This window comes from Candidatus Pseudothioglobus sp. uisw_070 (assembly GCF_059512545.2).
The window spans coordinates 1,387,148-1,412,557 of record NZ_CM183456.2 but is presented as its reverse complement, the minus strand read 5'-3'; the positions used below and the strand labels follow the sequence as shown (position 1 = coordinate 1,412,557).

Genomic DNA, 25,410 nt, shown 5'->3' with positions numbered 1-25,410 from the left:
AGATAGATTAGTAGGTGGTTGCTTTTTATGAGTAGCCACTTTTATAGGGTTTGATATTTAGGCAAGTGGCTCAATTGGTAGAGTAGTGGTCTCCAAAACCATTGGTTGGGGGTTCGAGTCCCTCCTTGCCTGCCAAATTAAAGGATATGTGTGGCTAAACAAATAGAAAATTTAAAGAGTGGTTCTGATCAGTGGAAAACTATCTTAGCAATTTTAATTGTAGTTGCTGGACTTGCTTTATATTATGTCAATCCTTTAGGATTTAATGCGCTTACAAAAGTTTTAGTGACGCTTGTAGTTTTTGCTTTAGCGGTAACTGTTTTTGTAAAATCTGATCAAGGTGATCGATTTGTTCATTTTTTGAAAGAAACCCGAATTGAATTACGAAAGGTTGTTTGGCCGACTCGTCCAGAAACAATAAAAACAACTGGAATCATTATGGTTGCAGTAGTTATAGTTGCAATTTTCCTTTGGATTATTGATGCATTCTTTACTTGGGGTGTTCAATCAATTTCGTCAATTAACATTTTTTAAGTAAAGGATTATCATGTCTAAGAATTGGTTTGTAATCCACGCTAGAAGCGGCTATGAAGCGAAAGTTAAAATAGCTATTGAAGAAGCTGTGACTAGAGAAGGTATTGAGGATTTGGTTGATGAGATTCTTATTCCAACTGAACAGGTAGTTGAGCTAAAAGCTGGAAAGAAAAAAGAAACTGAGCGTAAATTCTTCCCAGGCTATATGTTGATTAAGATGGAGCTCACTGAGCCTAGCTGGTTACTAGTTAAAAACACTAATAACGTTATAGGGTTTATAGGTGGGTCATCTGGAAAACCTTCTCCAATAACTCAGAGAGAAGTAGATAGAATTTTTGCACGCGTTCAAGAAGGTGCTGATAAACCTAAGCCTAAAGTTGCATTTCAACCAGGCGAAGAAGTTTTGGTTGTTGATGGTCCATTTAATGAATTTAATGGAACTGTTGAAAGTGTTAATTATGAAAAGAGTTTGCTGACAGTGGAGGTCTTAATTTTTGGACGAACTACTGCAGTTGAATTAGAGTTTTCTCAAGTAGAGAAAACATAAGTCAGTCGCAAGCGACTGAAAATGTTAACGGGGAGCTTAAAAGCGATTGAACCCATAGGAGATAAAAATGGCAAAAAAAATTGAGTCATATATTAAGTTGCAGGTTCCTGCAGCAGAAGCAAATCCTTCGCCACCAGTTGGTCCAGCATTGGGTCAGCATGGTGTAAATATTATGGATTTTTGTAAAGCATTCAATGCTCAAACACAAGAGCTCGACAAGGGTATGCCCGTTCCAGTAATTATTACTGTTTATAGTGATCGTAGTTTTACATTTGTAACTAAAACACCGCCAGCTGCAGTTCTACTTCTTAAAGTGACAGGTATTGAAAAAGGAAGTGGTGAGCCACATCTTAATAAGGTTGGTAAAGTAACTCGTGCTCAATTAGAAGAAGTTGCGAATATAAAAATGAAAGACTTAAACGCAAATGATTTAGATGCAGCAGTTCAAATTGTAGCGGGCACTGCTCGATCAATGGGCATTGTGGTGGAGGGTTAAAGATGGCTAATTTATCAAAAAATCAAAAAGTAAGCGCTTTTAAAATTAAAGAGGGTTCTAAATATGCAATTACTGAGGCTCTAGCATTAGTAAAGGATTGTGCGTCAGCCAAGTTCGATGAGTCGGTTGATGTAAGTATTAACCTAGGTATTGATACAAAGAAATCAGATCAAAATGTACGTGGGGCAGTTGTCCTTCCTAATGGAACTGGAAAAGTTGTTCGTGTTGCAGTTTTTACTCAGGGTGATAATGTTCAAAAAGCAACTGATGCAGGCGCAGATATTGTTGGTATGGATGATCTAATGAAAAGCATGCAAGATGGAGATTTAAATTACGATGTTGTTATTGCATCTCCTGATGCAATGGGCGTTGTTGGTAGATTAGGTCAAGTTCTTGGGCCTCGTGGATTGATGCCAAACCCTAAAGTTGGAACCGTAACACCTGACGTTGCTACTGCAGTTAAAAATGCAAAAGCGGGCCAAGTTCGTTACCGTGCTGATAAAGCTGGAATTGTTCATGCTGGTATTGGGAAAGCTTCTTTTGACGTAAAAGCGTTGGAAGAGAATATTGTTGCACTTATTGATGCGATTAAGAAAGCTAAACCAAGTTCAACGAAAGGTATTTATATCAAAAAAGTAAGCGTTTCATCAACTATGGGTCCAGGCCTTAGTGTTGATGGTGCAAGTGTAGATATTTAAGTAGATTTAAAAAGCTGTTAATTAAATAATTATCAGCTAAAAAATTCTTTGGGCGACAAGGTGACTTGTTCTGCCTCAAAGACCATAGGTGTGACAGGTTGATTATGACTTGTTGCTTAATAAATTGATCCTTCAATTTGCCTATGTAGAGGGTATGGAAATACCTTGTGGCGAAAGTTATAATTTTATAGCTTTCATTTTTTAATTGTTCAGGAGAGATTATGGCTCTAAGTCTTGAAGCAAAAAAAGCAGTCGTCGAACAGGTAAATGCAGTAGCTAATGGTGCTGTGTCTGTTGGTGTTGCTGAGTATCGTGGATTGAATGTTGGACAAATGACTAATTTGCGGAATGCTGCTATGGACGCAGATGTTTCTTTGCGTGTTGTAAAAAATACGCTGGCAAAGAGAGCATTAGCTGAGACAGGATGTGAGTGTATTACTCCAGTCTTAAGTGGACCGGTTATCTTGGGTTTTTCCCAAGAAGATCCGGGCGCTGTAGCTCGTGTTTTCCGTGACTTCATTAAAGATAATGAAGCATTAGTTGTTAAAGGTTTGGGGGTATCCGGTGAATTTATTGATGCAGATCAACTAAAAAGAATCGCGAGCTTACCAACTAAAGATCAAGCAATCAGTATGTTGATGGCGTTGATGCTTGCACCAACTGAGAAGTTAGTTAGAACTTTAAACGAAGTTCCAACTAAGTTGACTCGTGTTGTAGCAGCTATTCGTGATCAAAAACAATAATAATTATATAGAGGAGTAAATATCATGGCGAAATTAAGCAATGAAGATATTTTAGGTGCAATTGCAGATATGTCTGTAATGGATGTTGTTGAACTAGTATCAGCAATGGAAGAGAAGTTTGGAGTTTCTGCAGCAGCGGTTGCAGCGGCCCCAGTTGCAGCAGCAGCGGATGCTGGTGCAGCGGTTGAAGAGAAGACTGAGTTTAACGTAATGTTAATAAGTTTTGGTGAAAAGAAAGTTGCAGTTATTAAGGCTGTTCGTACTATTACAGGATTGGGTCTTAAAGAGGCTAAAGATCTTGTTGAAAGTGCACCTGCAGCAGTTAAAGAAGGCGCATCAAAAGCGGAAGCTGATGATATTCAAAAGCAGCTTGAAGAAGCTGGCGCTAGCGTAGAACTTAAGTAATTTGTTCAATGCTACAAACCAAAATCCCCACAGGGGATTTTGGTGCTTTTTTAGAAGTATTTTGAAAACCATTTATTGATTATTGCGAGGCATCCATGACTTATTCATTTACAGAAAAAAAACGTATCAGAAATAATTTTGGAACAAGAGAGTCTATTCTTAAAGAGCCAGATTTATTATCTATTCAGATTAATTCATTTAATAGCTTTATTCAAAAAGGGGCTACTGAAAAGGAAAATATTGGTCTTCACTCTGTTTTTCAATCTGTATTTCCAATTACAGCCTTAAATGGTTATGCCGAAATTGAATATTTGGATTATGAGCTTCAAGAGCCTAAGTATAATGTTAAAGAATGTAAGCTTCGTGGAGTAACGTATGCTGCAACCTTGCAAGTTAAACTTAACTTGGTCCTTTTTGACAAAAATGGTTCTAATTTAAAGAAGAAGCGTCGCGTTAAGCAAATTATCGAAGAAAGTGTCTATTTAGGACAGCTTCCATTGATGACTGATACTGGAACATTTGTAATTAATGGAACTGAGCGTGTTGTGGTTTCTCAGCTTCATCGTTCTCCAGGAGTTATTTTTGAGCATGATAAGGGGAAAACTCACTCTTCTGGGAAAATATTATTCTCATCACGTATTATTCCTTACCGTGGCTCATGGTTAGACTTTGAGTTTGATCATCACGAGCACTTGTTTGTAAGAATAGATAGAAGAAGAAAATTACCTGTGACTGCCTTGCTAAGAGCTATGGGACAGTCAACAAATGACATTATTGATACTTTCTTTGATCATATTGTTGTTAAATTAAAATCTAAATCGTGTGATCTAGTCATTAAACCTGAGCGTTTGAAAGGAATTATTGCAGAGTTTGATATTAAGGTTGGAAAGGATATTGTTGTTGAACAAGGACGTCGAATTACTGCTAAGCACGCAAAAATTCTTCAGGACGCAAAAGTAGACTCAATTAATGCTCCACTTGAATATCTTATTGGAAAAGTCATTTCTGCAGATATAGTTGATACTGATACTGGTGAAATCTTATTAGCCGCAAACTCATTAATAACTGAAGAGTCTATTGAAGTATTAACTGCTACTAAGATTAAGAAGATTAATATTATCTATCTTAATGATGCTGAAAATGGAATCTATATTTCTGACACTTTGCGACTAGATGAGTTGCAAACAGAAATTGAAGCTCGCATGTCAATCTACCATGTAATGAGACCGGGTGAGCCTGCTACTGAAGATGCAGTTAACACACTTTTTTCTAATCTGTTTTTTAATAATGATCGTTATGACCTTTCTCGTGTTGGTCGAATGAAGCTAAATAGAAGATTAGGTGTTGCTAGTGAGACTGGTGAGCATGTGCTAACTCATGATGATATTATTAATGTAATTAAGCAGTTAATTGATATTAAAAATGGACATGATGTTGTAGATGATGTCGATACGTTAGCCAATAGAAGAGTAAGAGCTATTGGTGAAATGATTGAAAACCAATTTAGAATCGGCCTAATTCGTGTAGAAAAAGCTGTGAAAGAAGGATTGAATCTTGCAGAAACAGACGAGCTAACTCCGCAAGATCTTATTAACTCTAAGCCGGTTTCGGCGGCAGTGAGGGAGTTTTTTGGCTCCTCACAGTTATCTCAATTTATGGATCAAGTAAATCCGTTGTCTGGAGTGACTCATAAGCGACGCATATCAGCACTAGGGCCTGGTGGCTTGACAAGAGAACGTGCTGGTTTTGAAGTTCGTGATGTTCATCCATCTCATTATGGTCGATTGTGTCCAATTGAAACACCCGAAGGTCCGAATATTGGATTAATTAATACTTTAGCAGTTTATGCAAGAACGAATGATTATGGTTTTTTAGAGACTCCTTATCAAATAGTTAAGAAAGGACAAGTCACTAAAGAAATTGTGTATGTGTCAGCAATTGATGAGATTGACCACACTATTGCTCAAGCAAACTCTAAAGTAGATAGCAAGGGTTATTTGGTAGACGACCTTGTTTCAGGACGCCATAAAAATGAATTTGTACTGGTAGGTAAGTCAGAAGTAACACTTATTGATATTGACTCAAAACAAATATCATCTGTCGCTGCATCACTTATACCTTTTCTAGAACATGATGATGCTAACCGCGCATTAATGGGATCAAATATGCAGCGTCAAGCAGTACCTGTGCTTAGAGCTGAAAAGCCACTTGTTGGAACTGGGATTGAGCGAGTTGTTGCAACTGATTCACGTGTCTGTGTTGTTGCAAATCATGATGGAGTTGTTGAAACAGTAGATGCTTCAAGAATCGTAATTCGTGTCGACGCTAAGCAAGCAAAGGCTGGAGAGCTTGGTGTTGATATTTATAGTTTAGTGAAATATTCTCGTTCAAATCAAAATACTTGTATCAATCAAAAACCACTTGTTCAGCCAGGTGATAAGGTTGTTGCTGGTGATGTCTTGGCAGATGGCCCATCAACTGACTTAGGTGAGTTAGCATTAGGTCAAAATATGATGATTGCCTTTATGCCTTGGAATGGATATAACTTTGAAGATTCAATACTCATATCAGAAAAAGTAGTCCAGGAAGATCGCTATACTTCAATCCATATTGAAGAATTGACAGCTTATGCTAGAGATACAAAACTTGGAGCTGAAGAAGTTACTGCAGATATACCTAATGTAAGTGAGTCTGCACTATCAAAACTTGATGATGTTGGTATTGTATATGTTGGTGCTCGAGTAAAAGGCGGTGATATTCTTGTTGGAAAGGTAACCCCTAAAAGCGAAACAGTTCTTTCTCCAGAAGAGAAATTATTGCGTGCTATCTTTGGAGAAAAAGCTAACAATGTTAAAGATACCTCTTTAAGAATGGGAGCCTCAAAATCTGGTGTTGTCATTGATGTTCAGATATTTACTAAAGATCGAGTGGCAAAAGATTCTCGTGCACTGGTTATTGATGAAGAACGTTTAGAGACTATTAAAAAAGATATTGATGATGAATTTGGAATAATTGATGGGGACATCTTTCGCCGAATTCGTTTAAAACTCTCTGGAAACCTCTCAACTAGTAATATTGGTAATATTAAGAGTGGAGATAAACTAGCCTCTAAGGATTTAAAGTCTCTAGAAAATAGTGAATTAGCAAAATTAAAAGTTAAAGATGCAGCTGTAAATAAAGAAGTTGCTTCACTTGTTAAGCAGTCAAAAGCTAAACAAGAGGAATTTGAACTTTTTTATGAGCAAGAGAGTGCAAAAATTAAAGAAGGTGCAGAATTACCTCCAGGCGTTCAAAAGATGGTCAAGGTTTATGTAGCAACACGTAAAACACTTCAGGTTGGTGACAAGATGGCTGGACGACATGGAAACAAAGGTGTCATCTCTCGTGTATCTCCAGTTGAAGATATGCCCCATTTGGCAGATGGTACTCCAGTAGATGTTGTCCTTAATCCACTTGGTGTTCCGTCACGTATGAATGTTGGTCAGGTGCTTGAGGTTCACTTAGGTTGGGCTGCTAAAGGCCTAGGTTATAAGATTGGTAATTTGCTAGATGAGCATCGTAAAGATACAATTAAGCAAATCCGCTCAATGCTAGATTCTATTTACAATAGTTATGGAAAAACTGAAGATTTAAAGTCATTTAGTGATGATGAGATACTTGAGTTAGCTAATAATTTACGATCTGGCGTCCCAATGGCAACCCCAGTATTTGATGGAATTAAAGAAGAGGATATTAAATCTTTACTTAAGATGGCTGATTTACCAGAAAGTGGTCAAATTCAATTATTTGATGGACGAACTGGAGATTCATTTGACCGTGATATAACGGTTGGTTATATGCACATGCTTAAGCTTAACCACTTAGTTGACGATAAGATGCATGCTCGCTCAACAGGTCCATACTCTTTAGTTACTCAACAACCACTTAGCGGTAAAGCTCAATTTGGTGGTCAAAGGTTTGGTGAAATGGAAGTTTGGGCGTTAGAAGCATATGGCGCAGCATATACTCTTCGAGAAATGTTAACGGTTAAGTCTGATGATGTTACTGGAAGGGCAAAAATGTATAAAAATATAGTAGATGGTGAAAATCGTACTGAGTCAGTAATGCCAGAGTCGTTTAATGTTCTTGTAAAAGAAATTCGATCTCTAGGTATTGATACTGAACTTGAACAACATTAAATTAGGAGAATCACTTGAAAGATTTATTACAAATTTTAAAACAGCAAAATAAAGAACAAGATTTTGATGCAATAAGAGTTGGTTTAGCTTCTCCTGAGAAAATTCGTTCATGGTCATTTGGTGAAGTAAAAAAACCTGAAACTATTAACTATAGAACTTTCAAACCTGAAAGAGAAGGGTTATTTTGTGCTAAGATTTTTGGCCCAATGAAAGACTTTGAGTGCTTATGTGGTAAATATAAACGCATGAAATTTAGAAATGTGGTTTGTGAAAAATGTGGTGTTGAAGTTACTCTTTCTAAAGTAAGACGGGAAAGAATGGGTCATATAGAACTTGCTGCTCCTGTAGCACATATTTGGTATTTGAAGTCACTCCCATCTAGATTAGGGTTGCTTATGGATATGACCTTAAAAGATATTGAAAGAGTTCTTTATTTTGAAGCATTTTTAGTTACTGATCCTGGTAGTACGCCTTTAATCAAAAAGCAACTCCTTACGGAAGAGATGTATTTTGATGCTTTAGACCAGTATGGAGATGATGAGTTTGTTGCTAAGATGGGCGCAGAAGCTATGCAGGATGTTCTTGCAGAGATGCAACTTGAAAAAGAAGCTGCAAATTTGAGAGAAGATGCTCTAAATACTAAATCACAAACTAAACTTAAGAAAATCAATAAACGACTTAAGCTAGTTGATTCATTAATAAAGTCTGGAAATAAACCTGAGTGGATGGTTTTAAATGTGCTTCCTATTCTGCCGCCAGATTTAAGGCCTTTGGTTCCTTTAGATGGAGGCCGGTTTGCAACATCTGATTTAAATGACTTATATCGCAGAGTAATTAATAGAAATAATCGTCTTGGAAGGTTGTTAGAACTTGATGCGCCAGAAATTATTGTTAGAAATGAAAAACGTATGCTTCAAGAAGCTGTCGACTCACTAATTGATAATGGGCGTCGTGGACGTGCTGTTATGGGCAATAATAGACGCCCTCTTAAGTCAATTGCGGATATGATAAAAGGTAAGCAAGGACGATTCCGTCAAAACTTACTTGGAAAACGAGTTGACTATTCTGGACGTTCAGTTATTGTTTGTGGTCCATATTTAAAGCTTCATCAGTGTGGATTGCCTAAAAAAATGGCATTAGAGCTTTTTAAGCCCTTTATTTATAATCGCCTTCAAGCAAATGGTTTAGCTTCTACTATAAAAGCTGCAAAAAAAATGGTTGAAAGTGAAATTCCTGAAGTTTGGGATATCTTGGAAAGAGTTGTTCATCAGCATCCAGTTTTATTAAACCGTGCACCTACTCTTCATAGGCTTGGCATTCAAGCATTTGAGCCGCTTCTAATTGAAGGCAAGGCAATTCAACTTCATCCTCTAGTATGTACTGCATTTAATGCAGACTTTGATGGTGATCAGATGGCTGTGCACGTTCCTCTCTCTGAGGAAGCTCAATTAGAGGCAAGAACTCTAATGTTGGCATCAAACAATATTCTTCATTTGGCTAGTGGCGACCCAATTATTATTCCATCTCAAGATGTAATCTTAGGTCTTTACTATATGACTAGAGAAATGGTTAATCAACAGGGTGAAGGGATGATCTTTGCCAATACCAATGAGGCGCTTTCTGCCTATGATGCTAAACTTGTAAGTCTGCATGCAAAAATTAAATTAAGAGTGCAGGATTATGAAAAAGCAGAGTCTGGCTTTAAATCTACAAATACTCGTATAGTTAATACTACAATCGGTAGAGCTATTTTTTCTAGAATTCTACCTAAAGGCTTGTCATTTGATTTAATTAATGAGGCATTAACTAAAAAAGTAGTTTCTAATTTAATTCATGTCTGTTACAGATCTCAGGAGCTTAAGGAGACTGTAATTTTTGCTGATCAAATGATGTATATGGGTTTTGAATATTCAACTAAATCTGGTATATCATTTTGTTCAAATGACATGATTATTCCTAGTGAAAAAGCTGAGATGATTGAAAAGGCTTCTGCTCAAGTAAAAGATGTTCAGCAGCAATTTGCTTCTGGTGTTGTTACAAATGGTGAGCGCTATAACAAGGTTATTGATATTTGGTCAAGAACCTCAGAAGAAGTTGCTAAAGCAATGATGGACAAAGTAGGTTATGAAGATATAACTGATGCTGAAGGAAATACAGAAAAGAAACCATCATTTAATTCAATCTATATGATGGCAGATTCAGGTGCTCGAGGCTCTCCTGCACAAATACGTCAGTTAGCAGGAATGCGTGGTCTAATGGCAAAGCCAGATGGATCAATTATTGAGACTCCAATTACAAGTAACTTCCGTGAAGGTCTTAATAATATGCAGTACTTTATTTCTACTCATGGAGCAAGAAAAGGTTTGGCTGATACGGCACTAAAAACGGCTAACTCAGGCTATTTAACTCGAAGACTTGTTGATGTAGGCCAAGATTTAGTGGTAACTGAAGAAGATTGTGGAACTAAAAATGGTTTGGTTATGAAATCAGTTATTGATGGGGGAAATGTTGTTCAAACTCTAGGAACTGCAGTACTCGGTCGGGTTGTCTCCGATGACATATTGCTGCCAAATACAAAAGAAGTATTTTTAGAAAAAGATCATTTAATTACACTAGATGATTCAGATAAGATCAATGAACTGGGTATTGAGTTCATTAAAGTACGTTCGGCAATTACATGTGAATTATCATATGGTGTTTGTGCATCTTGTTATGGAAATGATATGGCAAGAGGTCATAAGATTGGAGTGGGTGAAGCTGTTGGTGTTATTGCTGCTCAATCAATTGGTGAGCCAGGAACTCAGCTAACAATGCGTACTTTCCATATTGGTGGAGCTGCAAGCTCATCTACGGCTGTTAATAGTATTAATATTAATACTAATGGTATTGTTCATTTTGAAAATATGAAGTCTATTAAAAATGCTAATGGTGATTTTGTTGTTGTATCAAGATCTTCTGAAGCCTCAATTAGAAATGAATTAGGCCAAGTAAAAGAGCGTTATAAGTTGCCTTATGGTGCTATAGTTCACTTTAAAGATGGCGGTAAAGTTAAAGCTAAAGATAAGATTGCTGATTGGGACCCACATACACATCCAATCATAGCTGAAAATTCTGGAAGAGTTTCATTCATCGATTTTGTTGAAGGATTAACAGTTATAAAAAATTCAGATCCATTGACTGGTTTAATCTTTTTTGAAATAATTGAAGAGGCAGAAAGAACTTCGGCAGCAAAAGATATGAAGCCAATGCTTCAATTAGTTGATAAAAAGGATAAAAAATCTATATTGTCGACGCATTATTTACCATCAGGAGTCAAAATAAATTTAGAGGACGGTCAGCTTATTACAGCAGGTGAAATACTCGCTAAGATTCCTAAAGCTGTTTCAAAGACAAGTGATATTACTGGTGGGTTACCGCGAGTTGCTGATTTATTTGAAGCTCGTAAAGCTAAAGATCATGCTATTCTAGCTGAAACTTTGGGTGTTATCAGTTTTGGAAGTCCTACAAAATCAAAGGTTCGTATGCTTATTACGGGCCCTGAAGGTGAGGTAACTGAAATGATGATTCATCATTGGAGGTCAATAAATGTGTTTGATGGCGAAACTGTTGAAAAAGGTGATGTGATTTCAGATGGACCTTATAATCCTCATGATATTCTTCGCTTGTTAGGTGTTGAAGCTTTGGCTAACTATATGGTTAGAGAGGTTCAAAACGTTTATAGGCTTCAGGGAGTTAAGATTTCTGACAAGCATATTGAAGTAGTTGTTAAGCAAATGCTTAGAAAAGTTGAAATTATTGATAATGGAGACTCTCATTATGTGAATGGTGAAACTGCTGAGTTTGTTCATGTTGTAGAGAAAAATAAACAGTTAAAGGCTCAAAAGAAAGATGAGATTGTATTCCAAAGATTATTAATGGGTATTACAAAAGCATCATTGTCTACAGAGTCGTTTATCTCTGCTGCCTCTTTCCAAGAGACTACAAGGGTTCTTACTGAAGCTTCAATAACAGGAAGAGTAGATGATCTTAGAGGACTTAAAGAAAATGTAATTGTAGGCCGACTTATTCCTGCAGGAACAGGCTTTAAGCACCATCAGGAAAAGAGAAGGAAGCGCATAGATGCTTCTTTTATGCAAACCAATGAAGCTGAGCAAGAACTATCTACTCAGTTGAGTGAAGTTGAAGCTGAAGCTGAAGAGTAATAAGGCTTAGTTTAAAATAAAGGTATTTCAATTTAGTTTACTAAAATGGAATGCCTTTTTTATTTATAAAAATAGTGCTACATCTCATGATTCTAGAAGTCATCTGAAGGATAAATAATCTTAAGGATTAACAATCTGGGTAATGATAAAATATACCCATGCAAAAGTCACATTTCAATCGTCTTATTAAGAAAGGCTTTAATCACATCCCTCTTTCTAGGGAGGTTGTTGTTGATACATTAACGCCTTTAGCTTTATATCTTAAGCTTGCCAATAATCCCTATAGCTATTTTTTAGAATCTGTTCAAGGTGGAGAAAAGTGGGGGCGATATTCTTTTATTGGGTTGGCTGCTGAAACAGTAATTAAAGTAAATAACTATCAGGTTCAAGTTGAAAGAAATGGAAAGTTAGCTGAAGAGATCTCAGTAGAGGATCCACTAGCGTGGATTGAAGAATACCAAAAGCAATTTAAAGTTCCACAGTTAGCCAGCCTTCCAGATTTTAATGGTGGTTTAGTTGGTTACTTTGGGTATGAAATAGTTCGTTACATAGAGCCAAAGCTGGCGCATATAGATAAAACTGACGAACTAAATGTTCCAGATATTTTATTAATGGTTTCAAATGATCTTCTTGTAGTTGATAATTTAAGTAGTAAGGTGCACATAATTACTCATGTCAATCCTAATGAAGAAAAATTTGAAGATGGGCTAGCAAGGCTTAGCTTAATTGAAGCAAATATTAACAAATCATTTGAACAGTCATCTATTCCTTCTGAAAATATAAAGGCAGAAGATTTTGTGTCAAGTTTTGGAAGGGAAAATTATATAAGTGCAGTTGAAAAAGTTCAAAAATACATTAAAGCTGGTGATGTTATGCAAGTTGTACCTTCACAGCGATTAAGCTGTTCTTTTAAATCAAATCCTGTTGACTTATATCGACAATTAAGAATACTTAATCCTTCTCCATATATGTATTTTCTCAATTTAAATGACTTTGCAATAGTCGGCTCATCTCCTGAAATATTAACTCGAGTCGATAACAATAATATTGCAACTATAAGGCCTATAGCAGGAACTCGGGCAAGAGGAAAAACAGAGCAAGAGGACCTTGATCTAGAGAAAGATCTCTTGTCAGATGAAAAAGAAATTGCCGAGCATTTAATGCTAATTGATCTTGGCAGGAATGATTTAGGCAGAATTGCTAAAACAGGAAGCGTTACTCTCACAGATAAAATGTTTATAGAGCGCTATTCACATGTTATGCATATTGTTTCAAATGTGGAGTGTGAGTTAAAAGAAAATATGAGTTCAATTGATGTATTGAAGGCTACTTTTCCAGCAGGTACATTAAGCGGTGCACCAAAAGTAAGAGCAATGGAGATTATTGATGAAGTTGAAGATTTAAAGCGTAATATTTATTCTGGCGCTATTGGCAATTTATCCTGGCATGGTGGAATGGACCTAGCAATTGCTATTCGGACTGCTGTTGTTAAAAACCAGAGACTATATATCCAAGCTGGAGCAGGAATTGTATATGATTCTTTACCTGAAATGGAGTGGCAAGAAACTATGGATAAAGCACAAGCACTAATTAAGGCTGCTCAAAATATCTAACCTTTAAATTAGTTTATTTTTTATAATTAAATTTCAATACTAATTTTAAAAAGCTAAAAGTTAGTATTGAAATTGTTTGTAAAATAGATCAGTAAATTTCATATTTTTTTTCGGATTAATGAGTTCTGTGGATTTTGTTCATCTTCAATGTCAAAGTGAGTATTCTGTAAAGAATAGCTTAGTTCGCGTTTCAAAACTAATAGAAAGTGTTAAAGAAGCGGGTATGAATAGCATTGCTCTGACTGATGATATGAGTCTTTTTTCTGCGATTAAATTTTATCAAAAAGCAACTAGTGCTGGTATAAAGCCTATTATTGGTGCAAAAGTATCTATAGATTTTGATTTAGGCCATTATGATGTTCTCTTACTTTGTCAAAACCATGAGGGCTATTTAAATCTTTCAGAGCTTATTTCAAAGGCTTACTTAAATGAGCAAGGAATTTCAATTGTTAGTGTTACAGAAGAACAATTAATTTCTCACCAAGAGGGCTTGCTTATGATTGCAACTCCAATAAGCTCAGACATATCTCAATTTCTTTTGACAAATGAGTTGGAACTTGCTCATTCTAAAGCTAAACACTGGCAAGCTATTTTTAAAGACCGATATTATATATCGGCACAAAGAACTGATAGACATTCAGATGAAAATCTTCTTAATCTTACTATTGAATTAGGATTGAAGTTAGACATTCCAGTGGTTGCTACTAATGATGTGCAGTTTATTAGTAAAACTGATTTTGATGCCCACGAAGCTAGAATCTGCATAGCTGAGGGAGGGCTGCTTGATGATTCCAGGCGTTTAAAATTTTTTAGTGATAGTCAATATCTAAAGACTCCTGATGAAATGTCTGAATTATTTAAAGACTATCCTCAGTTAATAGAAAATGCTTCTGAAGTAGCCAAAAGATGCAACTTACACTTTAAATTATTCGAAAAGAATTACCTTCCAGCTTTTCCAACACCAAAAGGAAAGTCTATAGCTGAATTTTTTAGTGAAGAATCAAATAAAGGTCTCCAAGTAAGACTTAAAGACCTTAATGTAAATCAAAAGAGTTATTTTGAAAGGCTTAATTTTGAATTATCAGTAATTCTTGAAATGGATTTTCCAGGCTATTTTTTAATTGTCTCCGATTTCATAAGGTGGGCAAAAGAAAATGGAATTCCAGTTGGCCCAGGTAGAGGTTCAGGTGCTGGCTCTCTTGTCGCTTGGGCACTTTCTATTACAAATGTTGATCCTATTCAGCATGATCTTTTATTTGAGCGTTTTTTGAATCCAGAGCGAATCTCTATGCCAGATTTTGATATTGATTTTTGTACAGATCGTCGTGATGAAGTTATTGCCTATGTTTCTAACAAGTATGGCTCAGAGAAAGTGTCACAGATCATTACTTATGGAACCATGGCGGCTAAGGGCGTGGTAAGAGATGTAGGAAGGGTGTTAGGGCATCCTTATGGTTTTAGTGACCAGATCTCTAAAATGATACCAAATGAATTAAAAATGACATTAGGTAAGGCTTTAGAAGACTCTAATGAATTGAAAGCAAGATATGATTCTGAAGAAAGTGTTTCAACGCTGATTGATTTATCTCAGGATCTAGAGGGACTTATTAGAAATGTCGGCACCCATGCTGGTGGAGTGGTTATTGCGCCAAGTAAAATTAGTGATTTCTGCCCAATTTATAAAGGATCTGATGAATCAGATGTTGTTGTGTCACAGTTTGATAAAGATGATGTTGAGGCTGTAGGACTTGTTAAATTTGACTTTTTGGGATTATCAAACCTAACAGTAATAGATAAAGCGGTAAAAATCATAGCCAAAAAGGGCTTAAGTGAAGGTTTGATTGATATTGATAAGCTTAAGCTTGACGACCCAAAAGTATTTAAGTTACTTCAAGATTGCGATACTACTGGAGTCTTTCAGCTTGAATCAGATGGTATGCGCGGCTATTTAAAAAAGCTTAAACCTGACTCTTTTGAAGATATTGTTGCTATGCTGGCACTTTATAGACCAGGCCCACTGGATGCAGGTATGGTAGATGATTATATCCAGGTAAAACATGGCGCAAAAGTAAGATATCCACATGAGATGTTAGAGGAAATTTTAAAGCCAACAAATGGGGTATTTTTATACCAAGAGCAAGTAATGAAATCTGCTCAAGTTATGGCTGGTTACTCATTAGGTGGCGCAGATATTTTACGTCGCGCAATGGGTAAGAAAAAAGTTGAAGAAATGGCAGAGCAGCGTGAAGTATTTGTAAAGGGAGCAGCTGAAAAAAGTATTAATGAGAGTAAGGCAAATGAAATTTTTGATCTTATTGATAAGTTTTCAGGTTACGGGTTTAACAAATCTCACTCAGTTGCTTACGCTTATATTTCATATCAAACAGCTTGGCTAAAGGCACATTATCCAGCTCCATTTATGGCGGCTGTTTTATCAGGTGTTATGGACGATACTGATCGAGTTGCGTTTACAGTTGGAGAGTCTAAGAAAAACGGAGTTATAGTTATAGCGCCTGATATTAACCAATCTGAATATGAGTTTAGTATTACTGATAATAAAACAATTGTATATGGACTAGGTGCTATTAAAGGTGTTGGTGAGGCTCTTGTAAAGGAGATAGTTTTAGAGAGAGAGAAAAATGGAGAATACTCTGATATTTTTGATTTATGTTTTCGAATAGAAAAAAAATTCTTAAATCGCAGAGCTATAGAAGCTCTTATATACAGTGGAGCATTTGATTTATTTGATATTAAAAGGGCAACATTAATTGCGACGTATCCAAGAGCAGTGAGGCAAGCAGAGCAGAGTCAAAGTGATTCATCAAAAGGACAAAACAGCCTTTTTACAGAAGTGGATAGCCATACTGAGTATGAAAAAAATTACATAAAAGGAGAGTTTATGTCTTTTAAAAATGTGATGAAATTTGAAAAAAATGTAATGGGATACTATTTAGAACGCCACCCTACGGATTGGTATAAATCAGATTTGAAATCAATAGTTTGTACGCTCCCGAAAGATTTAGTATTCAGAAATAATCGTGAAGTGAGGATTCTTTCATTAATCTCTGACATTGTCTATAGAAATACACGACGAGGCCAAATGGCTAGCCTGACACTTGAAGATGGAGAGAGAAGAATAAATGCAGCGGTCTTCTCACAAAAACTTGCTGAAAATAGCGAATATATATTATTAGATGAAGTAGTAGTAGTTTCAGGAAAGGTAAATAAAGATTTTAGAGAACAATGGCAGATAGTTGTGGATCGGATAGATCCAGTGGATAGAGTTCAAATAAAATATGCTAAATATCTCAAAATTAAACTAACAAAAGAGAACAAAAATGAGTACCTAGAGCTGTGTGCATTATTGAAAGAATATCCAGGAAAGTGTCCAGTAATTATTGAGTATCAGTCGACTAATTCATCTGGAAGAATCCCTCTTCCTAAAGAATTTGATGTTTCATTAAATCGAGACTTTTTAGATTTAATTGAGAAAAAATTTGGTCATCAAAAATATCAAATTCAATATTAAATAAAATACAAAATTACCTTCAATTAGTGGCTTAAAGAGCTATATTAAGGCCTTTAACTACGTTAAATTTATTGGAAGTTTTATAAGCATTATTTAATTTAGTTTAACCCGAAAATTAACCTTTTATTATCGAGCATTAATAGGGATTTAATTTCACCAATTTAGCCTTTAAACCCCAGTCTATAAGGGCAAAACTAAAAAAGTTATCCGCGAATTGATAATTTAGTAGTTTGCCTTCTGAAGTAGAAATAAATTCGTAAATTTATATAAATATAAGTCATTGATTTATAACAAAAAAATTGATATGATTATTTATTAACCAAAACCATAGAAATTGTTAGTCTAACGCTTAATTTAAGTCTGAATTTTGAGATATTAACAGAGTTATCCACAGTATTGTGGGTAAGTCGATTAACCCTTGATTTATAAGCATTTACGGCGTTTAGAAAAAATATTTTGTAACTTTTTTTATTATCTTTTCTGCAATAATTTGCTTACTACTTCTATCTATTTTCTCAGTTTTTTCTTGCGATATAAAGTGAACTTCATTCTCATCTGAGTTTAGCCCAATTTCACTACTTGAAATGTCATTTAAAATAATTGCATCACACCTCTTGTTCTTTAATTTAGCTTTTGCATTGGCAAGAAAATTTTCAGTTTCAGCTGCAAATCCAATGCAGATAGGTTTATTTCTAAGCTTACAAACACTTTCTAAAATATCTTTATTTTTTGTAAGCTCAATTACTGCTAAATTCCCATCTTTTTTAATCTTATTATGACTTATTTTTGTGGGCCTGAAATCTGCAACTGCAGCACAGCTTATAAATAAATCTTGAGTTTTTATTTTTTTCATTACTTCATCGTACATTTCATTAGCACTTGTTATGTAAGTTACTGTAGCTCTTTTTTCCACTTCAACTGATATTGATCCAACTATCAGTGTAGTTTCTGCTCCAGCTTGGATGCATGCATTTGCTAGCGCCATCCCCATTTTTCCACTACTATGATTTGATATATACCTAACTGGATCAATTGCTTCTATAGTCCCCCCTATTGTTATTAGAACTTTTTTTCCACTAAGAGCGCTATTTGAAAATATAGTTGCTACTTGTCTTGCAATTTCTTCTGGCTCTGCAAGTCTTCCCTCACCCACATCTCCACAAGCTTGCTCTCCAAATCCTGGATCTATTGTTATCACGCCTCTATTATTAAGTATCTTGAGATTTTCCTTAATTGCTTTTGATGCAAACATTTGTTGATTCATTGACGGGGCAATTAGTATAGAAGCATTCGTTGCAAGAATTACTGTTGATAGAAGGTCATCAGCCTTGCCATGACAAAGTCTGGCTATGGTATTTGCTGATGCTGGAGCAATGATTACTGCATCAGCCCATTTTGCGAGTTCAATGTGGCCCATTGCTAGTTCTGCTTCTTTATCCCAGAGGTTGTCATGAACTTTATTTTTTGAAACCGTTTGAAGTGATAGTTCACTAACAAACTCTCTGCCTCCACTAGTAATAATGACTCTAATTTCTGCACCTAAATCTTGCAACCTTCTAACAATGTCAGGTGATTTATAGGCAGCAATCGAGCCACTAACTCCTAATATAATCCTTTTATTTGTCAAGTTATTCATTTGATAGTGGCTCTAATTTTAATATCACAATCTATTTGACTAACCTCAATAATATTAAGTTTAATTTTGTCAGACATTTTTTTTAAAGGAATTTCTATCATCGGATTGGCATCACTTCCAAGTATTAATGGAGCAGTGTAGATAATAAACTCATCAATTAGCCCAGCTTCAGTCATAGCGCCATTAAGACCGCTGCCAGCTTCTAAAAGTAAATTATTAATACCCATTGCTCCTAGTTTTATAAGCGCAGATTTAAGATCTAATTTACCATTAGCAAGCATTTCTGAATTATTGTTATTTAAAATGAGAGTTTCAGCATCAGATGAAAAAATGTTAAGAGATTTATCAGTAATAATATTATTACTGTCAATAACAACACGAAGTGGGTTTGAATCTGCACTCTCAGTCCTAATAGTCATCATCGGGTTATCGCTTTTGATTGTGCCTGAGCCTGTCAAAATGGCCTGATTTAAGCTTCGCAGCATTTGTACATCCTCTCGAGAAGCTTTAGAAGTAATCCATTTGCTCTCCCCATTTTTCATTGCTGTTCTTCCATCAAGGCTCATTGCAATTTTTGATGTTACAAAAGGCAAACCACTTGTCATTCTTTTGACAAAACCGCGATTAATTTCATTAGCTTCCACTTCAAATAGCCCAACTTCAACCTCGATCCCATTATCTTGAAGCGCCCTAACTCCACTTCCAGAAACTAATGGATTTGGGTCAAGCATTGCAATAAATACTTTCTTAACTCCAGCCCTAATTAGTGCGTCAGCACAAGGCGGCGTCTTACCAAAATGAGTACATGGTTCAAGAGTAATATATACGTTAGTATTTCCACCTTTGTAATTAATTTTTTCTAAGGCATTCACCTCTGCATGGCCCTCTCCATATAGGCGATGGTAGTCTTGAGCAATAATTTTATCATCACGAGAAATCACACATCCCACCATTGGATTTGCACCAACAGCTTTGCGACCAAACTGAGAAAGTTTTAGTGCAAGAGCCATACATTCTGTATCTTGATGAGTGAAAGCCATTATAATAATTGCATATAAATTTATTATCATTTTACGCGGGAGAACGGAGTGGATGAAAAGAAAAAACAAGCACTACAAGTAGCACTTGGACAAATTGAAAAACAGTACGGAAAAGGGTCTGTTATGTTTTTGGGTGATGAAGAGGCGAGAAGTGATATTGAAGCTGTATCAACGGGAAGTTTAAGCCTTGATATTGCTTTAGGAATTGGTGGCTTACCTCGAGGTAGAGTTGTTGAAATTTATGGTCCTGAGTCTTCAGGAAAAACAACTATGACTCTTCATGTTATTGCCGAAATGCAAAAATTGGGTGGAACAGCGGCATTTATTGATGCAGAACATGCTCTAGATCCCTCTTATGCTAGAAAATTGGGCGTAAATACAGACGACCTTCTAATTTCCCAACCTGATACTGGTGAGCAAGCTTTAGAAATTACAGATATGCTAGTTCGCTCCGGAGGTGTTGATATTGTTGTTATTGACTCAGTTGCTGCGTTAACTCCTAAAGCTGAAATTGAAGGCGAAATGGGTGCTTCGCATATGGGCTTACAAGCTAGGCTAATGTCTCAGGCATTAAGAAAGCTTACATCCAATATAAAGCGAACTAATACCATGGTAATCTTTATTAATCAACTTAGAATGAAGATTGGTGTGATGTTTGGTAACCCTGAAACTACAACTGGTGGAAATGCTCTTAAGTTTTATGCCTCCGTAAGACTTGATATTCGAAGAATTGGAGCTATTAAAAAAGGTGATGAAATTCTTGGTAATGAGACGCGTGTTAAGGTTCTCAAAAATAAGGTAGCTCCTCCATTTAAAAAGGCTGAGTTTCAAATTTTATATAATCAAGGCATCTCTAGGGAGAGTGAGATAATTGATTTAGGAGTTGAGCATGGTTTTGTTGAAAAGGCAGGAGCTTGGTATAGTGTTGAAGGTGAAAGAATTGGTCAAGGTAAGGATAATTCTCGCGACTTCTTAAAAGAGAATACTAAAATGAGTCAAATGCTTGAGGCTAAAATTCGTGAGAAATTAATGAGTAAGGATAATGACGAAATACAGCCTGTAAAGAACGATAATGACGAAACAGAGTCAGCAGAGTAAATGCTACGCAGCCGCTTTAAAGATGTTAATGAGGCGAGAGCACTCCAAATTAGAATTAAGACAAAAATTAAATCTTAAAGATTTTGATGATGCTGTCATTAATGACAGCATCTCTTTATTAGCTGAGCAAAAATACCAGAGCGATGAAAGGTTTTCTGAAGCTTTTATACTTATGCGCTTTAATCAAGGCAAAGGGCCTATAAAAATTTCTATGGAGCTTAAATCAAGAGGTATTACTGAGTTTGATTTAACTTTATTTAATTGGTTTGAGCTTGCAAAAGACGTTAAGTATAAAAAATTTGGAGATAGCAAATTTTTAGACTATAAAGAAAAGTCTAAGCAAAAACGTTTTTTACAATCAAGAGGTTTTGGGTTTGATGAAATAAATCAAGCATTCCAATAAAGCTAAAAAACAAATATTTTTTATAACCCTACTATGAAATTTGAACTTAAAAATACAGATAATAAAGCTCGATTAGGTAAGCTCACTTTTGAGCGTGGTGAGGTTAATACCCCAGCTTTTATGCCTGTTGGAACATACGGAACAGTTAAGGCAATGACTGTTGACGAGGTGAGGAATTTAGGCGCTGAAATTATCCTAGGGAATACATTTCATTTATCAATAACACCTACAACTGATGTGATTGAGGCTCATGGTGATCTCCATGATTTTATGAGTTGGCCGGGCCCAATTCTAACTGATTCTGGTGGGTTCCAAGTCTTTAGCTTGGGTAAGATGCGGAAAATAACTGAGCAAGGCGTTAAATTCAGATCACCAAAGGATGGATCAGCAATCTTTATGGGTCCCGAGGAATCTATGCAAATTCAGTATAAATTAGGTTCAGATATTGTTATGATATTTGATGATTGTACTGCTTATCCCTCTGAAAAAAATGTTGTTGATCAATCTATGCAGCTTTCACTTCGATGGGCTAAAAGATCTTTAGAAGAGCATAAAAGACTCAACAATAAGAATGCTCTTTTTGGAATTATTCAGGGAGGAATGCATAAAGAGCTTCGTCTTCATTCAGCTGAGTCGTTAGTTGAGATGAATTTTGATGGTTATGCTATTGGCGGTTTGTCGGTTGGAGAGCCAAAAGAAGAAATGATGGAGGTTCTCAGCTACTTACCTGATCATATGCCTTCTAACAAGCCAAGGTATCTTATGGGTGTTGGAACTCCTTCAGACCTAGTTGAAGGTGTCGCAGCTGGAGTTGATATGTTCGACTGCGTAATGCCATCTCGTAATGCAAGAAATGGGTACTTATTTACTTCAGAGGGCGTTGTAAAAATTCGCAATGCAAAATATAAGAAAGATATTAGCCCTCTAGATCCTAATTGTCATTGCTCAACTTGTCAAAATTATTCAAGGGCATATCTTCACCACTTACAAAAATCAAATGAAATTCTAGGATCCCGCCTAAACACCCTTCATAATCTTTTCTACTATCAGTATTTGATGAAGTCAATTAGAGTGGCAATCAAGAGTAATACATTTTCTGACTTTAGAAAAAAATTCTATGCTGAAAAGCTATAATGAGATTTAATCTAATTTAGTGTATTTAGTTCAACTGGATTTTTAATAAAGTATTCGTCTAAAAGCTCTCTTGCCAAAGGTGCTGCTTTTGAGCTACCACTTCCTGCATTTTCAACAATAATAGCAATTGCCACTTGAGGGTCTTCTATAGGTGCAAATCCAGTAAATAGAGCATGATCCCTTAATTTTTCTTCAATATTTTCAGCAATGTATTCTTCTTCTGGGTCAAGACCAAAAACCTGTGCGGTTCCAGTTTTACCCGCTAGGCTATATTTAAGCTTATTGTTAAGTCTTTTGGCTGTCCCAAATTTACCATATACTGTTTGTTTCATTGCTTCAATAATTAATTCCCAATTATTGATATCCTTTATAGGTATTTGATTTGATTTTAGGTTTTGTTCTTCAAATAAATCACCATTTTTTGATTGAGAATGCATCATTACTTGAGGTATTAATAACTGACCTTTGTTTGCTATAGCTGCTGTTGCTAAAGCGAGTTGAAGAGGGCTTGTAGTCATAAAACCTTGGCCAATTCCTGTTATAAGAGTTTCTCCTCTATACCAAGGCTCGTCCTTATTAATCTTTTTCCACTCTCTAGAGGGAAGGATACCGCCAAGTTCTCCTGGTAAGTCAATTCCTGTTTTTTTGCCAAATTGAAAATATGAAAGGCTATCATGAATTTGATCAATACCCATATTGAAAGCTAAATCATAGAAAAATACATCACATGATTGAGCTATAGCCTCAATTACATCTACTTTCCCATGACCAGTTCGTTTCCAGTCATTAAACTTTCTAGAGTAATTATTTAATTTGTAGTATCCAGGACAAAAGGTACTATCTTTAATAGTTATATTATTAAGCTCTAAACCAGCAAGAGCAACCATTGGCTTGATAGTCGATCCAGGAGGGTATAGTCCTTTAATGCTTCTATCAAAAAGTGGTAAGTCTTCGTTACTACTGAGTTCATTATATTTTTCGACTGAAATTCCATTAACAAACCAATTTGGATTATATGAAGGGGTGCTGACTAAACTGAGTATTGACCCATCTTTAACATTTATAAGTGCGATAACACCTCTACTATCTCCGAGAAGTGATTCAGCTTTAAGTTGTAGGTCTATATCAATATTTAAGTAGATGTCTTGGCCAGCGATAGAGGGCGTTATAATTTTGGTATCCACAATTCGGCCAGCTACATTTCGCTCAATTTGTTTAATACCAGATTGCCCATGAAGTAGCTTCTCATATTGTTTTTCAATACCTGTTTTGCCAACAAAATTTGTACCATTATAATTTTTTTTATCATAAATACCTTTTTCTGCTTTACTCATTGAAGAGACGTATCCAATGAGATGAGCACTCGATTCTCCATAAGGATAAACTCGATGAAAATACGGCTCAACCTCAACACCAGGGAGTTGGTTTTCTACTAAAAATGAAGCAACGGATGACTCGGAGAGATTAAATTTTAAGGGTATGTTATGAAATTTTTTAAAACGACTTAATTTTTTATTAAATTTTTTAATATCGTCATAAGTAATTAAATCACTTATTTCTAATCCTATCAATGTTTTGTTTAAATTAGTTACTTTTTCTGGAGTGATCGTCAATATGTATGAAAATTCATTAGTGGCTAATATTTTCCCATTTCGATCTAGAATATCACCTCTAATTGGTGTTATAGGAAGATTTTGCATTTGATTACCAAGCGCTTCTTCTAAATAGTAATCATGCTTAGTTACTTGAAGATTAAAGAGTTTTATTATTAAGATCAGAGTTATCAAAAGCATTATGATTGCGGAAAAAATTACTCTTGATTTGAATACTACTTTTTCGCGCTTAATATTTCCAATTTTTTCCATATCTTTAAATAATTATTGTTTAAGCTTTGCTAATAAGTATCGAATTAAGGGCCATAATATTGCACTAGTAAATGGAGAAAGTAATATTAGCCACTCAAAATTTAGGCCTTGAGTTAATTGCTGAACCAATAAAAATATAATCAAATAAATTATAGATCCTAAAAAAACATAAACTTGTTGAGTCGTTAAATTTGAAACAAAAAAAGATTTTTTTACATTTAAAATAAAAGCAGAGCTAAGTACTAGGGCAACAGCGTTTTGACCTAGAGTTCCTCCCTCAATAATATCAAGTAATATTCCAAGAATAAATGCAGAAGCAAAAATATTCTTGCCATTTGAATAAATAACCCAGTAGCTAAAAAAAGGTAATAACCAAAAAGGAGAGGCAAGCTCTAGAGAAAACGGCAGTGAAATTGCACCAGTAATGAATGCAATAATAGATATTTTAACTAGAAGAAAGAAGTGATTAGAATTAGTCATTTTTTCCTTTAATAATAAGGACCATTTCTAATTTATTCATATTTTGAGACGGCTGAAGCGTAATAGATAAGAATGAAGCATCTAAAGAATCATCAATTGAAGTGACCCTTCCCACAAGATAGCCAGATGGGTATGAATTACCAATTCCGCTAGTAAGGAATAAATCTCCAACTTTAACATCTGAATCTAATGGTACATACTCAACTATCATGCCTTCTTCATGTGATGCCACTCCTTTGGAGATACCTCGAATTCCATTTCTTGAATTTTTAACGGGCATAAATTGGGTGGGGTCGGTTAGAAGACGAACCGTTGAGAACATAGGAGTAACTTGCGAAACTTGACCCACAACGCCGTCTGAGCCAATAATAAGTTGAGATAAAGATACTTGATCATTTGAACCCTTATCAATAACTATTTTTTTGGACAGTCTGGACTGTGAGATTGACTTAACACTTGCAAGCAAAACATCATGATTTGGTATTTCATAGCTTGAATCTAAAAGCTCTGAAATTTTTTGATTTTCTAAAGCTAGATTATTGAACGTCTGAAGTCTTGCTTTAAGTTCAATTAATTGACTTTTTAGATAATCATTTTCACCAATTAGAATCTCATTATCAGCACCCTTATCGTTGACCCAATTAATGACTTGGCTGGGTAAATCAACAATTACATAAATTGGGCTAAGAAGAGTTAAGGTGAATTTTTTAAAATTATCTAAATAAGAAAAGCGAGTATCTAATACAATTAAGATAATTGAAAGAAGTACTGGTACGAAAAGTTTGACAAGCCGCATTATTAATTCCTCG

The 25,410-nt window shown here is 35.5% G+C and carries 18 protein-coding genes and 1 tRNA gene; 14 read left to right on the top strand and 5 right to left on the bottom strand.

Annotated features, from left to right (window positions below; all coding sequences use genetic code 11):
- Positions 1-59 precede the first annotated feature (59 nt).
- The 11 genes from AC5YGD_RS07075 (at position 60) to dnaE (ending at position 16,945) form a co-directional block, all read left to right on the top strand.
- Positions 60-135: transfer RNA gene (locus AC5YGD_RS07075), tRNA-Trp, on the top strand.
- Between the two features lie 15 nt (positions 136-150).
- A complete protein-coding gene (gene secE, locus AC5YGD_RS07070) occupies positions 151-534 on the top strand; it encodes a preprotein translocase subunit SecE (RefSeq protein ID WP_416686449.1) in 384 nt (127 codons plus the stop codon).
- Between the two features lie 13 nt (positions 535-547).
- Positions 548-1,081, top strand: a complete 534-nt coding sequence (gene nusG / locus AC5YGD_RS07065; protein WP_496141259.1) for a transcription termination/antitermination protein NusG — start codon at positions 548-550, stop codon at positions 1,079-1,081.
- A 67-nt stretch (positions 1,082-1,148) separates the two neighbouring features.
- Positions 1,149-1,577, top strand: a complete 429-nt coding sequence (gene rplK, locus AC5YGD_RS07060; protein WP_416686447.1) for a 50S ribosomal protein L11 — start codon at positions 1,149-1,151, stop codon at positions 1,575-1,577.
- 2 nt (positions 1,578-1,579) lie between these two features.
- Complete coding sequence (gene rplA, locus AC5YGD_RS07055; RefSeq protein WP_496141258.1) at positions 1,580-2,275, top strand: 50S ribosomal protein L1; 696 nt, start codon at positions 1,580-1,582, stop codon at positions 2,273-2,275.
- Between the two features lie 221 nt (positions 2,276-2,496).
- Entirely contained in the window at positions 2,497-3,018 is a 522-nt protein-coding gene (gene rplJ, locus AC5YGD_RS07050) for a 50S ribosomal protein L10 (RefSeq protein ID WP_496141257.1), read from the top strand.
- A 24-nt stretch (positions 3,019-3,042) separates the two neighbouring features.
- On the top strand, positions 3,043-3,423 hold the full coding sequence (rplL, locus tag AC5YGD_RS07045) for a 50S ribosomal protein L7/L12 (RefSeq protein WP_496141256.1): 381 nt from the start codon (positions 3,043-3,045) through the stop codon (positions 3,421-3,423).
- 95 nt (positions 3,424-3,518) lie between these two features.
- Positions 3,519-7,601 carry a DNA-directed RNA polymerase subunit beta gene (rpoB, locus tag AC5YGD_RS07040; protein WP_496141255.1) on the top strand — a complete coding sequence of 1,361 codons (4,083 nt, stop codon included), beginning with the start codon at positions 3,519-3,521 and terminating at the stop codon, positions 7,599-7,601.
- A 14-nt stretch (positions 7,602-7,615) separates the two neighbouring features.
- Positions 7,616-11,803 (top strand): DNA-directed RNA polymerase subunit beta', encoded by a 4,188-nt coding sequence (rpoC, locus tag AC5YGD_RS07035; RefSeq protein WP_496141254.1) that lies wholly within the window; start codon positions 7,616-7,618, stop codon positions 11,801-11,803.
- Between the two features lie 158 nt (positions 11,804-11,961).
- Complete coding sequence (trpE, locus tag AC5YGD_RS07030) at positions 11,962-13,416, top strand: anthranilate synthase component I (protein ID WP_496141253.1); 1,455 nt, start codon at positions 11,962-11,964, stop codon at positions 13,414-13,416.
- Positions 13,417-13,534: 118 nt separating this feature from the next.
- Entirely contained in the window at positions 13,535-16,945 is a 3,411-nt protein-coding gene (gene dnaE / locus AC5YGD_RS07025; RefSeq protein ID WP_496141252.1) for a DNA polymerase III subunit alpha, read from the top strand.
- 442 nt (positions 16,946-17,387) lie between these two features.
- On the opposite strand, the gene coaBC is transcribed toward dnaE, so the two are convergent.
- Together coaBC and ribD are read right to left on the bottom strand one after the other, a co-directional pair.
- Complete coding sequence (coaBC, locus tag AC5YGD_RS07020) at positions 17,388-18,581, bottom strand: bifunctional phosphopantothenoylcysteine decarboxylase/phosphopantothenate--cysteine ligase CoaBC (RefSeq protein ID WP_496141251.1); 1,194 nt, start codon at positions 18,579-18,581, stop codon at positions 17,388-17,390.
- Complete coding sequence (gene ribD, locus AC5YGD_RS07015; RefSeq protein ID WP_496141250.1) at positions 18,578-19,651, bottom strand: bifunctional diaminohydroxyphosphoribosylaminopyrimidine deaminase/5-amino-6-(5-phosphoribosylamino)uracil reductase RibD; 1,074 nt, start codon at positions 19,649-19,651, stop codon at positions 18,578-18,580. Before ribD ends, coaBC begins: the two co-directional genes overlap by 4 nt.
- Before the next feature lie 18 nt (positions 19,652-19,669).
- On the opposite strand from ribD, the gene recA reads away from it, so the two are divergent.
- From recA to tgt, 3 genes are read left to right on the top strand one after another with little or no spacing between them, the layout of a single operon-like run.
- Complete coding sequence (recA, locus tag AC5YGD_RS07010; RefSeq protein WP_496141249.1) at positions 19,670-20,719, top strand: recombinase RecA; 1,050 nt, start codon at positions 19,670-19,672, stop codon at positions 20,717-20,719.
- A complete protein-coding gene (locus tag AC5YGD_RS07005; protein ID WP_496141248.1) occupies positions 20,694-21,122 on the top strand; it encodes a RecX family transcriptional regulator in 429 nt (142 codons plus the stop codon). The genes recA and AC5YGD_RS07005 overlap by 26 nt, the downstream gene beginning before the upstream one ends.
- A 33-nt stretch (positions 21,123-21,155) precedes the next feature.
- Positions 21,156-22,256, top strand: a complete 1,101-nt coding sequence (gene tgt, locus AC5YGD_RS07000; protein ID WP_496141247.1) for a tRNA guanosine(34) transglycosylase Tgt — start codon at positions 21,156-21,158, stop codon at positions 22,254-22,256.
- Between the two features lie 11 nt (positions 22,257-22,267).
- Here tgt and mrdA read toward each other — a convergent pair whose 3' ends face one another.
- From mrdA to mreC, 3 genes are read right to left on the bottom strand one after another with little or no spacing between them, the layout of a single operon-like run.
- A complete protein-coding gene (gene mrdA / locus AC5YGD_RS06995) occupies positions 22,268-24,121 on the bottom strand; it encodes a penicillin-binding protein 2 (protein ID WP_496141246.1) in 1,854 nt (617 codons plus the stop codon).
- A gap of 12 nt (positions 24,122-24,133) precedes the next feature.
- Entirely contained in the window at positions 24,134-24,601 is a 468-nt protein-coding gene (gene mreD / locus AC5YGD_RS06990; protein ID WP_496141245.1) for a rod shape-determining protein MreD, read from the bottom strand.
- Positions 24,594-25,397, bottom strand: coding sequence for a rod shape-determining protein MreC (gene mreC / locus AC5YGD_RS06985; protein ID WP_496141244.1), 804 nt, complete (start codon positions 25,395-25,397; stop codon positions 24,594-24,596). Before mreC ends, mreD begins: the two co-directional genes overlap by 8 nt.
- Between the last annotated feature and the right edge of the window lie 13 nt (positions 25,398-25,410).

Excerpts from the sequence above, each read along its gene's own strand:
- nusG (WP_496141259.1), top strand. The coding sequence starts at position 548 with ATGTCTAAGAATTGGTTTGTAATCCACGCTAGAAGCGGCTATGAAGCG.
- rplK (WP_416686447.1), top strand. The coding sequence starts at position 1,149 with ATGGCAAAAAAAATTGAGTCATATATTAAGTTGCAGGTTCCTGCAGCA.
- rplA (WP_496141258.1), top strand. The coding sequence starts at position 1,580 with ATGGCTAATTTATCAAAAAATCAAAAAGTAAGCGCTTTTAAAATTAAA.
- rplJ (WP_496141257.1), top strand. The coding sequence starts at position 2,497 with ATGGCTCTAAGTCTTGAAGCAAAAAAAGCAGTCGTCGAACAGGTAAAT.
- rplL (WP_496141256.1), top strand. The coding sequence starts at position 3,043 with ATGGCGAAATTAAGCAATGAAGATATTTTAGGTGCAATTGCAGATATG.
- rpoB (WP_496141255.1), top strand. The coding sequence starts at position 3,519 with ATGACTTATTCATTTACAGAAAAAAAACGTATCAGAAATAATTTTGGA.
- trpE (WP_496141253.1), top strand. The coding sequence starts at position 11,962 with ATGCAAAAGTCACATTTCAATCGTCTTATTAAGAAAGGCTTTAATCAC.
- dnaE (WP_496141252.1), top strand. The coding sequence starts at position 13,535 with ATGAGTTCTGTGGATTTTGTTCATCTTCAATGTCAAAGTGAGTATTCT.
- coaBC (WP_496141251.1), bottom strand. The coding sequence starts at position 18,581 with ATGAATAACTTGACAAATAAAAGGATTATATTAGGAGTTAGTGGCTCG.
- ribD (WP_496141250.1), bottom strand. The coding sequence starts at position 19,651 with ATGATAATAAATTTATATGCAATTATTATAATGGCTTTCACTCATCAA.
- AC5YGD_RS07005 (WP_496141248.1), top strand. The coding sequence starts at position 20,694 with ATGACGAAACAGAGTCAGCAGAGTAAATGCTACGCAGCCGCTTTAAAG.
- tgt (WP_496141247.1), top strand. The coding sequence starts at position 21,156 with ATGAAATTTGAACTTAAAAATACAGATAATAAAGCTCGATTAGGTAAG.
- mrdA (WP_496141246.1), bottom strand. The coding sequence starts at position 24,121 with ATGGAAAAAATTGGAAATATTAAGCGCGAAAAAGTAGTATTCAAATCA.
- mreD (WP_496141245.1), bottom strand. The coding sequence starts at position 24,601 with ATGACTAATTCTAATCACTTCTTTCTTCTAGTTAAAATATCTATTATT.
- mreC (WP_496141244.1), bottom strand. The coding sequence starts at position 25,397 with ATGCGGCTTGTCAAACTTTTCGTACCAGTACTTCTTTCAATTATCTTA.